The sequence below is a fragment of the Nitrosomonas sp. genome (assembly GCA_016703745.1).
GTDB lineage: Bacteria > Pseudomonadota > Gammaproteobacteria > Burkholderiales > Nitrosomonadaceae > Nitrosomonas.
In genome coordinates this window covers 1,822,636-1,835,369 of sequence record JADJBK010000006.1, presented here as the reverse complement: position 1 = coordinate 1,835,369, position 12,734 = coordinate 1,822,636, and the positions used below count along the sequence as shown (strand labels likewise).

Sequence of the window (12,734 nt, the reverse complement as noted above, 5' to 3'; positions counted from 1 at the left end):
CATGCCCAATCAAATCTTAATGTTTTTACTTGATAATCTACTAGGCTTATTTTCACTGGCCTTGCTGCTGAGATTTTACATGCAATGGCTGCGCATACCACATTATCACCCTGTCTCCCGATTTATCGTCACCGTTACCGATTTCATCGTCCGCCCTGCGCGCCGTTGGATTCCGGGCTGGCGCGGTATGGATCTTTCGACCCTCGTCCTGGCCTGGCTTACCCAGTTCATTCTTCTCCTCGGACTGAGTTTTTTACATGGACAGAGTGAGGATAGCTTGCTCGGATTAGGTTTATTGGCACTTGTAGCCATCGCCAGATTGACGCTGATGATCCTGCTGGTCTCTATCATCATGCAAGCGGTTTTGTCATGGGTCAATCCACAAAACCCATTGATGCCGCTACTGGAAAGTGTCACCCAACCCTTGCTCGGCATATTCAGACGGGTCATCCCACCGATTGCCAATGTTGATTTATCACCTTTATTTGCACTTCTGCTGTTACAGGTGCTGCTGATGTTTATCGGTAACCTGCAATACCAGATTGCATCATGGCTTTGACCCACTGGTACCACTTTGACCCTGTCGGCGATCTGGTTTTGCAACTGCATGTACAACCTGGCGCCAGAAAAACTGAAATTGTTGGACTGCACGGTGACGCGCTTAAAATTAAATTGGCTATACTTCCCGTTGAGGGTAAGGCAAATGGGCTGCTAACAAAATTTCTGGCCGAACGTTTCACCGTACCGCTTAAACACGTCTCATTGGTGAGTGGTACGCACTCACGCCACAAATTGGTTCGCATCAGGCAAACCAGTTGCAACCCTGAAAGCCTGCTTGAGACGTGACATCCCCAGCAATCACACCTGCTTTATTCCCATTTTTTTCTGCCCGGAGCGCTAGTGATGCACGCAGTTTTTCTCGATTTTGATTCGGTCACAAGGGGAGATATCGATCGTTCCGCACTCGAAAAAGTAACGTCTCCATGGATTTTTTATGGTGATACCGATTCCAACCAGCTGGCCAAGCGAATACAGGAAGCGGAAGTTGTTGTGACCAACAAAACCGCGCTTGACCAGGATGCCATTTTTTCAGCGAACAAACTCAAGCTGGTCTGCATATCGGCAACGGGTTACAACAACATCGATCTGGTTGCGGCTGCCGAAAGAAATGTCGCGGTATGTAACGTGCGTAGTTATGCGACACAATCAGTCACACAGCATGTTTTTATGCTGATGCTGGCGTTGACCCGACATTTCATTGATTATCAACATCTGATCAACAGTGGTGGCTGGCAGGCGAGCCGTTTTTTCTGTCGTCTCGACCATCCGATCGAAGAGCTGACCGGTAAAACCCTGGGCATCATCGGTTATGGCGAACTTGGGCGCTCAGTTGCACGTGTAGCGGAAGCATTTGGCATGCAGGTGTTGATTGCGGAGCACAAGGGCGTGGCAACCCCATCCATTCGCACAGGTAAAATGGCATTTGATGAAGTGCTGGCCCTCGCGGATTTCATCAGCCTGCATTGCCCGTTATTCCCCGAAACACATCACCTGATCAGTGAACGGGAATTTGCATTGATGCGACCTTCCGCCTATTTGATCAATACTGCGCGCGGGGGTCTCATCGATGAAACCGCACTATTGCGGAGTTTGCAGACCGGACAGATTGCCGGTGCAGCAATCGATGTGCTACAGAAGGAACCACCCACAGCGAATCACTCCCTTCTAACTTATCCTCATTCAAACCTGATCATCACGCCCCATATTGCGTGGGCAAGCCGGTCAGCCAGGCAACGTCTGCTTGAGCTCGTCGCAGAAAATATTGATAATTTCCAACAGGGGCGCAATTTTAACCAGATTACCGATGCGCTGAAGGATCGGGCAGGTCAAAATTAATACAACTCAGTCACGAAAATTGCGAAATTGTAATGGCTGTTCAGTGATGCTGCTTTTCACCAGTTGAATAACTTCCTGCAACACATCACGCTTGGCACCCGTTACACGTACCACTTCCCCCTGAATACTTGCCTGAGTTTTGAGTTTGCTATCCTTGATGAGCTTGATGATTTTTTTTGCAAGATCACTGGCTACTCCCGTTTTTATCGTAGTTTTACGCCGCACCTTATTGCCGCTAATTTTCTCGATATCTCCATGCTCAATACTGCGCACATCGATCTCACGTTTGGTAAATTTGGCAATCAATATGTCCATGACCTGGGAAAGCTTAAACTCGTCATCTGCATAGATGAATAACTCATAATCAGTCTGCTCGACTCGCGCATCCGATCCCTTGAAGTCAAAACGGGTGCTAACTTCCTTGTTGATCTGGTCGACAGCGTTACGTATTTCCTGTTTATCGACTTCTGAAACAATATCAAATGAAGGCATGTATGCTCCTGATTTTGATTACAAGTTTGGATTGATCAGTTTTTCTTATCCAGCCGTTTTCTGGAAATACGTAATCTGAGCGCGTTCAGTTTGATAAATCCAGCAGCATCCGCCTGATTGTAGGCCCCTTCATCTTCCTCAAATGTTGCGATATCCGGGTCAAACAGGGAATCTGTTTTTGAATCGCGTCCGAGCACGATGACATTGCCTTTGAAAAGTTTAAGTCGCACCCAGCCATTGACATCCGCCTGAGACTCATCGATTAATGTTTGTAAAAGCTTACACTCTGGGCTCCACCAGTAACCGTTATAGATTAGGGCAGCGTAACGGGGCATCAAATCATCTTTGATATGCGCCACTTCACGATCCAATGTAATGGATTCGATTGCGCGATGCGCGCGCAGCATGATCGTGCCTCCGGGAGTTTCATAGCAGCCCCGTGATTTCATGCCAACATAACGATTTTCAACCAGATCCAGCCTGCCAATTCCATGTCTACTACCCATCTGGTTTAACCGGGTCAGTATCTCTGACGGTGATAAACGCTCGCCATTCAACGCAACGATATCGCCACGCTCATATTCAAGTTCAATATTTTCTGGACTATCAGCAGCTGTTTCGATAGATTTCGTCCAACGCCACATGCTCTCTTCCGGAGCTACTGCCGGATCTTCCAGCGCGCGACCTTCGTAGGAAATATGCAACAGATTCGCATCCATGCTGTACGGCGAACCAGTATGGTGTTTCATTTCAATTGGAATACCCTGTTTCTCCGCATAGGTGAGCAGTTTTTCCCGAGAGGTCAAATCCCATTCGCGCCATGGCGCGATGACATGCATATCCGGCTGCAACGCATAATAACCAAGCTCGAAGCGCACCTGATCGTTTCCCTTGCCCGTTGCTCCGTGAGATACCGCATCCGCACCAGTCTGCCGCGCGATCTCGACCTGCCGTTTGGCAATCAACGGCCTTGCGATACTGGTGCCCAGCAGGTATTCCCCCTCATAGATCGCATTGGCACGAAACATGGGAAACACATAATCCTTAACGAAGGTTTCTCGCAGATCCTCGATAAAGATTTCTTTTACCCCGAACTTACGAGCTTTCTCGCGTGCCGGTTCGATTTCCTCGCCCTGGCCGATATCCGCCGTGAAGGTAACAACCTCGCATTGATAGGTATCCTGCAACCATTTAAGAATGACAGAAGTATCCAGTCCGCCAGAAAATGCCAGTACAACTTTTTTAATCTTATTCAAAATAAGCAACCTTCAAAATTGACTAATCGTTCAAATTACCCAGCAACAAGTACTCCATTAGCGCCTTCTGCGTATGCAAACGGTTCTCCGCCTCGTCCCACACTACAGATTGCGGACCATCAATCACATCAGAATCGACTTCCTCACCTCGGTGCGCGGGCAGACAATGCATAAAGAGCGCATCTTGCTTTGCTACAGCCATCATCTCGGCATCCACACGAAAATCAGCAAAGTCGGTTTTGCGCAGATCGGTCTCATCTTCAAATCCCATACTGGTCCAAACATCGGTAGTCACCATATCCACATCCCGGGCTGCCTCCAATGGAGAGGAAAACTGTTCATAGTGATCAGTTCCATAAAGTCCCGCACGCTCAGGCTCGACTTCATAGCCAGGTGGCGTAGCTACATGTACGTTGAAATCAAAGACTTCTGCCGCCTGTAGCCACGTATTGCACACATTGTTGGAATCTCCGATCCACGCTACTGTTTTACCGGAGATATCGCCACGATGCTCCATAAAGGTAAAAATATCAGCCAAAATCTGGCAAGGGTGGTATTCGTCGGTCAGGCCATTGATAACGGGCACACGCGAATGCTGCGCAAAACGTTCGATAATGGAATGTTCATAGGTACGGATGGTAATAATATCCACCATTCGTGACACTACTCGCGCGGCATCTTCCACCGATTCACCGCGACCAAGTTGGGTATCGCGAGTAGAGAGATAAATAGCGCTGCCACCGAGCTGATGCATACCTGCCTCGAATGACAGCCGAGTCCGGGTCGACTGTTTGTCGAAAATCATAGCGAGCGTACGATCTGCAAGCGGCCAATAGCGGCGATACTGTTTGAATTCGTTTTTGATCCAGCGAGTGCGCTCGAAAATATATTCGAATTCAGCTCGGGTTAAATCATTGAATTGCAGGAAATGTTTGATCCGCATTAATTATTGTTTGAAGAATAGAGATTTCAGGTATGCCCAATCCTGCCTTCCACGGGAGAGCTTGGACTTGCCTGGTAAATTTTTCTGGGCATACGCCCGGCCAGATACGCTTCACGTCCGGCTTCTACCGCCTTACGCATGGCTTGCGCCATCAGTACTGGGTTATGGGCGCCTGCAATTGCCGTATTCATCAGAACGCCATCGCAGCCAAGTTCCATCGCAATCGCTGCATCTGATGCCGTCCCAACCCCTGCATCGACCAAAACCGGCACGCGTGCATTCTCGATAATAATCTGTAAATTCCAGGGGTTAAGAATCCCCATACCCGAGCCAATCAATGACGCGAGCGGCATAATGGCAACACAGCCGATATCTTCCAGTTGTCTGGCGACAATCGGATCATCTGAGGTATAAACCATTACCTGAAATCCTTCCTTGACAAGTAATTTTGCTGCTTCCAGTGTAGCCACCACGTCTGGAAACAGAGTTTGCTGATCTCCGAGTACTTCAAGCTTTACCAGCGAATGACCATCAAGCAGCTCACGCGCCAAACGTAATGTGCGAACTGCATCCATGGCGGTGTAGCAACCTGCAGTATTAGGAAGCAGGGTGAATTTTTCCGGCGAAAGCACGTCCAGCAGATTAGGCTCATTGGGATGTTGACCAATATTGGTGCGACGGATAGCAACCGTAATAATTCGCGCACCACTAGCTTCCACTGCCGCCAGCGTTTCAGTAAAATCCCGATACTTTCCGGTACCCACCAGCAGGCGGGAATGATAACTTTTTCCGGCAATGCTCAACAAGTTGTCTGTATCGATCATGAATAATCAGTTTTATGCGCGTGAAGATATAGCAATACAAACAACCGGACAGATTTTCGGTAAATCCAAATACCCAATATCAGCCACCACCAACCGCAACAATAATTTCCAGCTGATCGCCGTCAGTGAGTATTCGGCTGGAAAATGTGCTTCGCGGAATAATCTCGCCATTGCATTCGACAGCAATGCGTTTGTTCTGCAACGATAGCGACTCCAGTAGTTGTTGAACGTTGTCCACATTGTCAAAACACCGGGACTGGCCATTAATGACAATTTGCATAGTCTAAAAAAAATTTAAGTGCCATGTTTCAAATGTTAAGATTCGTATTCTAGCATGCGGGTGTAGCTCAATGGGAGAGCAGAAGCTTCCCAAGCTTAAGACGAGGGTTCGATTCCCTTCACCCGCTCAACAGAATCTTTACATCTGCTCGCCGATCAAACGAGATTGCATTCAAAATTTGAGAATACCATGTTGAGTTGTTGTTGCACCCGATGGATGAATTTGTTGATAAAGCTGTCAGGATTGTTGCTGTTATCGATGCTGACTCATGGCTTTGCGATTGCCGAACAGGTTTCCAATACAACGACACCATTACCGGTTCTGGGATGGGTTGAAAACGTCCGTATTGAGCCTTGGGGAGTAAAAACACGGGCAAGGCTGGATACGGGCGCCAAGACTGCCTCAATCAGCGCGCACGATATTGAATTATTCAAGAAAAATGGTGCGCAATGGGTCAGATTTATCTTTGATTTCAGCACAGCTGGCAAGGAACGATCCATACAGATTGAACGTCCTGTGATTCGCATCGGGAAAATAAAACAGCATAATGGACCCTTACAGGAGCGTCCGGTCATTCATATGGATATCTGTTTAGCCGACGAAGTGAGAACAGTTGAATTTAATCTGATTGATCGTCGCGCATTGAATTATCCGGTTTTGCTTGGGCGTAGGGTGCTGGCAATGCGCGCACTGGTCGACTCTTCGCGAACTTCTCTAAGTAAAGCTGACTGTGGCCATAAGAAGAAAAAGAAGAAAAAGGGAGTAAACGAAAATACCCCCCTTGATGCCGGAACAGTTGAATGAGACGACTGCACTTATTACTGCTCACACTCTTGCTGTGTGTGACGGGTCTGGGACTGGCTTATTACAAGGTTACAGTTATCGGTCTGCCATTAATGGCCTCTGAACAGGCGTTAGTCTGGAACATCGAAACCAGTATTTCATTTCGCGCGAAGCCAGAAAGTTCCATTAAGGTGTCATTACCCCTGCCGCTGAATCCCCCGGGTTTTACCATCCTGAGCGAGGATTTCACAAGTGCCAATTATGGATTGGCAATCGAACAGGATGAACGTGGCCGTGTAGCGTTATGGGCCAAGCGGCGCGCACAGGGAAAACAGCTGCTGTTCTTCCGGACAGCTTTAATCGATGCGAAAGAAAGCAATTCCGTGGGTGATAATAAATCCATTTCCAAACTGACTACTTCATCAGCTTCAACGCCTGTTTTTCCCGCTATTCCGCAATATCCGTCCAAGCTGCTGCCAGTAATTGAAGGATTGCTTGACAAGGCACGGCAGCAATCAGCTGACACCGTTTCCTTCTCACAACGCGTCATTGAAGAGTTAAATTCAACTACACCCACACCGGAACTAAAAACACTCCTGAAGCAGATTGACCGACCACGTGAGTTTGCTAAAAATATTGGCTGGATACTCGCTGGTGCGCGCATCCCTTCCCAGATCATCCGCGGTTTACGTCTGGAAGAAGGCAAAGAGCATTCCGAGCTTGAATCTTTTCTACAGGTTTATGATGGCGCCCAGTGGCGCACACTCAATATTCACAATGGTCAGGAAGGATTGCCAGATAATTTCGTAGTTTGGCAGCTAAATGCTGACAAAATTTTTTCTATTGAAGGTGCCAGTGAGTACAGCATCAAATATTCGGTTGGCAAAACTTTGCGAGAAGTACTTGATATTGCGGAAATTATGTCGGAAAAGAAGGGGCTGCATTTAATGGAATTTTCCCTGCATTCTCTGCCAGTTCACAGTCAGAATGTTTACAAGGTATTATTGATGGTGCCATTAGGTGCGTTGATGGTAGTTTTAATGCGTAATCTGATTGGTATTAAAACCTTTGGCACCTTTATGCCTGTGCTGATTGCACTGGCTTTCCGCGAAACCGAACTACTCTGGGGTCTGATACTCTTCAGTCTCATTATTGGTATCGGCATGCTGCTGCGCGCCTATGTCGAGCAATTAAAGCTGCTGCTCGTACCCAGGCTGGCCGCTGTGCTTACCATGGTCGTATTACTAATGGCTGGTATCAGCGTGATCATGCACAGACTGGGTTTGGAAATGGGATTGTCGGTTGCCTTATTCCCGATGGTCATTATGGCCATGACGATAGAGCGTATGTCACTGATCTGGGAAGAGGCCGGGCCTACCGAAGCATTCAAGCAGGTATTTGGCAGCTTGATTGTTGCCATCGCAGGCTATCTCGTCATGAATATTGACGAACTACAATATATGTTCTTTGTATTTCCTGAGCTATTGCTTGTAGTGCTGGCGATCATCATTCTGCTCGGACGCTATTCCGGTTACCGTCTGACAGAGCTGTGGCGGTTTCGCGCGCTGGCCAGGCGCTGATTTCATGCTAAGAACCTGGTTGAATCTCAAAAAAGCCGGCATCGTTGGCATGAACCGCCGCAATGCCGACTATATTTCAGCTTACAATCAACGATCACGTTTCCCATTAGTCGATGACAAGTTACGGACAAAAATTCTAGCGGAAAAAGCGGGTATCGCTGTACCAGAGCTCTATGGTGTCATTGAAATCGAACATGACATTGCCAATTTTGCCAGTATTACTCAGAATCGCGAAGACTTCGTCATCAAACCAGCGCATGGTTCAGGTGGTAACGGTATCTGCGTTGTCACTGGACGACTTTACGACCGTTACCGTCTCAGCAATGGCAATCTGTTGACACAAGATGATATTGCCTATCACCTCTCCAATATTCTGAGTGGTCTTTACAGTCTGGGCGGACAGCCAGACCAGGCGCTGATCGAGTATCGTGTAAAATTTGATCCGGTATTCGAGGCCGTTTCCTACCAAGGTGTCCCTGATATTCGTACCATTGTATTTAAAGGTGTGCCGATCACGGCCATGGTACGACTACCAACCCGCATGTCCGAAGGAAAGGCAAATCTTCACCAGGGTGCCGTTGGTGCAGGTGTTGATCTCGTCACTGGACGGACGACTTCCGCCGTTTGGCAGAACTTCCCCACTGATCACCATCCCGATACCGGCGCACCAACCAGCGGTGTGCAAATACCGCACTGGCAAAAACTATTGACCTTGGCCGCACAATGTCATGATCTGGTTGACCTGGGGTATCTCGGTGTCGATATTGTGCTTGATCGCGATCTGGGACCACTGGTGCTGGAATTAAATGCCCGACCCGGATTATCGATTCAGATCGCCAACGCTAAAGGACTCAATAAGTTGCTACAAGCTGTTGAGCAACTTGAAACGATCCCGGTTTCCCCGCAGAACCGCGCCGCACTGGGACAAGCAATTTTTCATAGAATATAGATCACTCACCTTGAAAAATTTAAATATCATTCGAATACTGAATTGGGAAAGACGCAAATTTGACAATCCCCCCCATAATAGGGCAATCTTTCGCGGTTCTGCAGCTGTGCTGCGGCATTTCTCAGAATAAAGTTCTTCTGGCAGTTACACATTAGCCGTAACGCATCAGTGTATAAGCCCTGGTAGCTCAGGGGATAGAGCAACCCCCTCCTAAGGGGTAGGTCGGACGTTCGATTCGTCTCCAGGGTACCAACTTAGTTTAGCTTTTTTTATCTCTCACCGGAACCTTGAATAACACCGGAAGTGATTCTGTATCTTGTTGTTTTTTGTACGGTAAGATTGATTTATAGGAATCATCTCCACCAGCTTCCGCCGAAATTGTTGGAGCAACTATTCCACCAGGTGTATAGGGTTGCGTAAAGATGGGATCCTGCTTCGATTGTAGTGATGGCTTGCGAGCAGGAGAATGGTGGGGAGCGACTATTTTCTTTCCCTGCAATGGACTTCCAGTCACTGGAATATCTGCAACAAACCCGGGGACGTCCATTAGCTCAAGTTTGGCATTCAATAATCGCTCTATATTGACCAAAAGCTCCTTTTCATGCTCACTAACGAGCGAAATAGCCTTACCTTTGCTGCCTGCACGACCAGTTCGCCCTATTCGATGAATATAGTCTTCTGGCGTACCGGGTAATTCAAAATTGATAACATGGGAAAGTTTATCAATATCCAGACCGCGAGCTGCCACATCTGTTGCAACAAGTGCCTCAATTTCGCCTAGCTTGAAAGCCTCGAGTGCCTGGGTACGCTGCTGTTGATTTTTGTCACCATGAATTGCCAAAGCGGATATGTCATGTTGCGCCAGCAAAGTTGCCAGTTTTCCAGCACTCTGCTTGGTTTTTACAAATATTAAGGCTTGTGTTAATTCTGATTGCCTGATTAAATGAACCAACAACTTAAGTTTATCTGCCGAACGAACCAGATGCACAACATGTGATATAGATTCATTTACCGTATTTTTTCTTGAAACTTCAATTTTTATTGGGTTCTTTAACAAACTATCTGCCAGTTTTCTGATCTCTACCGAGAAAGTTGCTGAAAACAGCAGACTCTGGCGTTGCCCAGGAAGCAATGCCATCACGCGCTTGATATCAGGCAGAAACCCCATATCTAGCATGCGGTCTGCTTCATCCAATACCAATATTTCAGTTTTGGAAAAATTGACTACCTTTTGCTCGACGTGGTCCAGCAATCGTCCCGGTGTGGCGACCAATATCTCGACACCATTACGTAAAATTTGTGTTTGTGGCGGCATGCTAACGCCCCCATAAATAGCCGCAACTTTGAGTGGAAGATATTTTCCATACTTTCGAACACTTTCATCAATCTGGATGGCCAGCTCACGGGTTGGCGCCATGATTAGCGCGCGCACAGGGTGTTTGGCTGGTGATACGCTCGTGTTTGCAAACGCTTGCAACTGATTAAGTAATGGTAGGGTATAACCGGCAGTTTTACCTGTCCCTGTTTGGGCGCTTGCCATCACGTCCCGACCGGCTAAAATTACAGGAACTGCTTCGGCCTGGATAGCAGTTGGTGTCACATAACCCTCATCAGCAACTGCTTGTAAAATTTCTACGGACAAACCCAGTTGCGCAAATGTTATTTCACTGCTCATAGATCACAAGATTAATCTTCAATAGTAAGCCTCTAAATTTTTTCTAATATATTTTGCCTGGCGTTTTGTCAAAAAGGATATTGGGGATTTACATCTTTAGAATATTAAAAACCAGCAAACTAGTTTTTCCAATATTTATCCCTACAGTCCTGACCTAGGATAATCAAACCTTATTTTTGCTCAGAATCGCCCTAAAATTGAGTACGGCAGCTTTCAATCGCTTGAAAGCTGAACCAGATTTATGAAAGGCTTGTAATGCGATTGGTGCACAACCAATTGCAACAGCATCTACAAGACAATACCAAGCCGCTACGCCGCTTGGAGGATTGCCTTGTGATAAATTGAATACGGGCTCGATAGTCGCCCATCGCCAGGTACCTGCCGCTGTTCCAATCAACTCCAACCAGGTAGTGATAAAAAAAGCCGCCAGATAAACCAGTGGCGATCTCCCTTTAAACAAATAAATCAATAAAACAATATACAGCAGCGCACCAACCTCATCTCCCTGTTCCGGAATTCCGCTGATTCCCCAAGCAGACCACAGACCACAGGCTACAATCACAAATACCGCAATCTTTTTGGCATGGTTAAGAAAAAAACCAGACCGCGCCAATGCAACTGCGGTTAGATAGACCATACCATGTCCAGGAGGAATATACAGCGGGACGTTTTCCAGTCGGTAGGTGTACCCTCCCATATAAATTGATGCAAAATGTTCGCCAGCCGTAGCAAATGTGACGGCAATCGCCACTTGCATTCGTATCTCGCGATTTTCTCCCAGCAAAAGCCCAAATAAAAAAATCCAAGCTACTACACCCAAAAAATTCTGAAAAGCTAAGCTTGCATGCGCGTCTATCACAAGACTTATCGCTACGCAAAAGAAGGTGAGCCCGGCGATAAAATAATCCCGCTTACAATGTATATGGATATTCTTTGATTCCGGGAGACGATTAAATACATTCATAGCGCCACAAATGAAAAAACCGCCCTATCAGACGGTTAAAAAAACCACTAAATTAGCTCTGCTCGTTTCAGAACATATCAGCTTTACTTGATTCTTTTTTATCGGCGGCAAATAAATCTTACGATATTGAATAAAAAACTCTTCAAGCATAAAAATTTATAAAATATATGTACCCGCATAACCAGAGGAAAACAGAAAAACTGTTTTCCTCGCAGGAGCAAATTTCATTAATTAAATTGACCTACTGATTATTAGTCTTTTCCTTTTTTGGTTTCTTTAGCACTGGCCTGAAATTCGTCGTGATATTTGAATTTAGGCTCTCCGCTAAAAACACCATCCAGTTTGTAATGTTCGTGCATGGCTTTTTCGTTTTTGACCATTTCATCAAATTTAAAAGTATATTTCGCGTCCACATCCGGTGTAAACGGGGTATAAGGCGGTTTGGCACCTTTCCACGGAGAACCTTCGTAATTCAGGTGGCAGGCATTGCAGCTTTCTTCAAAATGGAAGTCCTGTCCTTTGTCCGCCAGTGTTTTACGCGGAGTGGTCTTGCCGGATTTCTCAAAGGTTTGTCCCGCCTTGCGATGATCACCACGATATTGTCGCCCAGCACCATGGCAGGATTCACAACCAACCGCTGCCAGCATTTTGTTCGGGGCGTCGATGTTGTAGCCGCCTTTTTTGTTAAAACCATCTACATGGCAACCTACACAGTCTTTGTCTTGGGTGTAGTCTTTGGCCGGATCAAGTTTGGCTTTGATCTTGGCTTCTTTTTGACATTGGGTTCTAGTGATTTCATCGCACTGGCATGCGCCGTGCTGTTCCAGGATTTCGCCTGCGCCTTGTGGCACGAGCTGCATTTCTTGCGGCCTTCAAACGGTGCTTCCGCTGCCATGAGGTTGCCAGCTATCAGGGTGATGAGCGCGACCGCCAGCAGTTTGGCGGTAGTGATGAGTTTCATTGTTTCTCCTTTTGTGGGGGACGGTTGGTCAAGTCGCCAGTTAGTCGCCTGTTTTTCGGGCGACTAACTGGCTTGCAACTGCCCTGGTTTTATCAAAATGACCTGCGATTCGCTCGCCGTCCGCTATTGTA

At 47.0% G+C, this 12,734-nt stretch carries 12 protein-coding genes, 2 tRNA genes and 2 pseudogenes; 8 read left to right on the top strand and 8 right to left on the bottom strand.

The window, feature by feature from the left end; all coding sequences use genetic code 11:
• The first annotated feature begins 1 nt into the window (after position 1).
• From IPG31_09820 to IPG31_09810, 3 genes are read left to right on the top strand one after another with little or no spacing between them, the layout of a single operon-like run.
• Complete coding sequence (locus IPG31_09820; GenBank protein MBK6618626.1) at positions 2-559, top strand: YggT family protein; 558 nt, start codon at positions 2-4, stop codon at positions 557-559.
• Positions 550-846, top strand: a complete 297-nt coding sequence (locus IPG31_09815) for a YggU family protein (GenBank protein MBK6618625.1) — start codon at positions 550-552, stop codon at positions 844-846. Before IPG31_09820 ends, IPG31_09815 begins: the two co-directional genes overlap by 10 nt.
• Before the next feature lie 57 nt (positions 847-903).
• The gene (locus IPG31_09810) at positions 904-1,896 is read left to right on the top strand and encodes a 2-hydroxyacid dehydrogenase (GenBank protein ID MBK6618624.1); all 993 of its coding nucleotides are present in this window, start codon (positions 904-906) and stop codon (positions 1,894-1,896) included.
• A gap of 6 nt (positions 1,897-1,902) precedes the next feature.
• Here the strand turns inward: IPG31_09810 and IPG31_09805 are convergent, their stop codons facing one another.
• The 5 genes from IPG31_09805 to thiS form a co-directional block, all read right to left on the bottom strand.
• Complete coding sequence (locus IPG31_09805; protein MBK6618623.1) at positions 1,903-2,388, bottom strand: YajQ family cyclic di-GMP-binding protein; 486 nt, start codon at positions 2,386-2,388, stop codon at positions 1,903-1,905.
• A 35-nt stretch (positions 2,389-2,423) separates the two neighbouring features.
• Positions 2,424-3,644 carry an argininosuccinate synthase gene (locus tag IPG31_09800; protein MBK6618622.1) on the bottom strand — a complete coding sequence of 407 codons (1,221 nt, stop codon included), beginning with the start codon at positions 3,642-3,644 and terminating at the stop codon, positions 2,424-2,426.
• A gap of 22 nt (positions 3,645-3,666) precedes the next feature.
• A complete protein-coding gene (argF, locus tag IPG31_09795; GenBank protein ID MBK6618621.1) occupies positions 3,667-4,587 on the bottom strand; it encodes an ornithine carbamoyltransferase in 921 nt (306 codons plus the stop codon).
• A gap of 26 nt (positions 4,588-4,613) precedes the next feature.
• Positions 4,614-5,411 (bottom strand): thiazole synthase, encoded by a 798-nt coding sequence (locus IPG31_09790; GenBank protein ID MBK6618620.1) that lies wholly within the window; start codon positions 5,409-5,411, stop codon positions 4,614-4,616.
• Positions 5,412-5,490: 79 nt separating this feature from the next.
• Complete coding sequence (gene thiS, locus IPG31_09785) at positions 5,491-5,691, bottom strand: sulfur carrier protein ThiS (protein MBK6618619.1); 201 nt, start codon at positions 5,689-5,691, stop codon at positions 5,491-5,493.
• Between the two features lie 56 nt (positions 5,692-5,747).
• Here thiS and IPG31_09780 point away from each other — a divergent pair.
• The 5 genes from IPG31_09780 (at position 5,748) to IPG31_09760 (ending at position 9,255) form a co-directional block, all read left to right on the top strand.
• Positions 5,748-5,818 (top strand) — tRNA-Gly (locus IPG31_09780).
• Positions 5,819-5,880: 62 nt separating this feature from the next.
• A complete protein-coding gene (locus IPG31_09775; GenBank protein ID MBK6618618.1) occupies positions 5,881-6,495 on the top strand; it encodes an ATP-dependent zinc protease in 615 nt (204 codons plus the stop codon).
• On the top strand, positions 6,492-8,054 hold the full coding sequence (locus IPG31_09770; protein ID MBK6618617.1) for an inactive transglutaminase family protein: 1,563 nt from the start codon (positions 6,492-6,494) through the stop codon (positions 8,052-8,054). The genes IPG31_09775 and IPG31_09770 overlap by 4 nt, the downstream gene beginning before the upstream one ends.
• A gap of 4 nt (positions 8,055-8,058) precedes the next feature.
• On the top strand, positions 8,059-9,003 hold the full coding sequence (locus IPG31_09765) for an alpha-L-glutamate ligase-like protein (protein MBK6618616.1): 945 nt from the start codon (positions 8,059-8,061) through the stop codon (positions 9,001-9,003).
• A gap of 176 nt (positions 9,004-9,179) precedes the next feature.
• Positions 9,180-9,255, top strand: a tRNA-Arg gene (locus tag IPG31_09760).
• Between the two features lie 7 nt (positions 9,256-9,262).
• Here the strand turns inward: IPG31_09760 and IPG31_09755 are convergent.
• The 3 genes and pseudogenes from IPG31_09755 to IPG31_09745 all read right to left on the bottom strand — a co-directional run bounded on the left by IPG31_09755 (position 9,263) and on the right by IPG31_09745 (position 12,603).
• Complete coding sequence (locus IPG31_09755) at positions 9,263-10,678, bottom strand: DEAD/DEAH box helicase (GenBank protein MBK6618615.1); 1,416 nt, start codon at positions 10,676-10,678, stop codon at positions 9,263-9,265.
• A 259-nt stretch (positions 10,679-10,937) separates the two neighbouring features.
• Positions 10,938-11,642: pseudogene (locus IPG31_09750) on the bottom strand (hypothetical protein).
• A 251-nt stretch (positions 11,643-11,893) separates the two neighbouring features.
• Positions 11,894-12,603 (bottom strand): annotated as a pseudogene (locus tag IPG31_09745) (cytochrome C554).
• Positions 12,604-12,734: the final 131 nt, after the last annotated feature.

What these genes read in the sequence shown, in the direction of transcription:
- IPG31_09820 (MBK6618626.1), top strand. Translation starts at nt 2, where the DNA reads ATGCCCAATCAAATCTTAATGTTTTTACTTGATAATCTACTAGGCTTA.
- IPG31_09815 (MBK6618625.1), top strand. Translation starts at nt 550, where the DNA reads ATGGCTTTGACCCACTGGTACCACTTTGACCCTGTCGGCGATCTGGTT.
- IPG31_09810 (MBK6618624.1), top strand. Translation starts at nt 904, where the DNA reads ATGCACGCAGTTTTTCTCGATTTTGATTCGGTCACAAGGGGAGATATC.
- IPG31_09805 (MBK6618623.1), bottom strand. Translation starts at nt 2,388, where the DNA reads ATGCCTTCATTTGATATTGTTTCAGAAGTCGATAAACAGGAAATACGT.
- argF (MBK6618621.1), bottom strand. Translation starts at nt 4,587, where the DNA reads ATGCGGATCAAACATTTCCTGCAATTCAATGATTTAACCCGAGCTGAA.
- IPG31_09790 (MBK6618620.1), bottom strand. Translation starts at nt 5,411, where the DNA reads ATGATCGATACAGACAACTTGTTGAGCATTGCCGGAAAAAGTTATCAT.
- thiS (MBK6618619.1), bottom strand. Translation starts at nt 5,691, where the DNA reads ATGCAAATTGTCATTAATGGCCAGTCCCGGTGTTTTGACAATGTGGAC.
- IPG31_09775 (MBK6618618.1), top strand. Translation starts at nt 5,881, where the DNA reads ATGTTGAGTTGTTGTTGCACCCGATGGATGAATTTGTTGATAAAGCTG.
- IPG31_09770 (MBK6618617.1), top strand. Translation starts at nt 6,492, where the DNA reads ATGAGACGACTGCACTTATTACTGCTCACACTCTTGCTGTGTGTGACG.
- IPG31_09765 (MBK6618616.1), top strand. Translation starts at nt 8,059, where the DNA reads ATGCTAAGAACCTGGTTGAATCTCAAAAAAGCCGGCATCGTTGGCATG.
- IPG31_09755 (MBK6618615.1), bottom strand. Translation starts at nt 10,678, where the DNA reads ATGAGCAGTGAAATAACATTTGCGCAACTGGGTTTGTCCGTAGAAATT.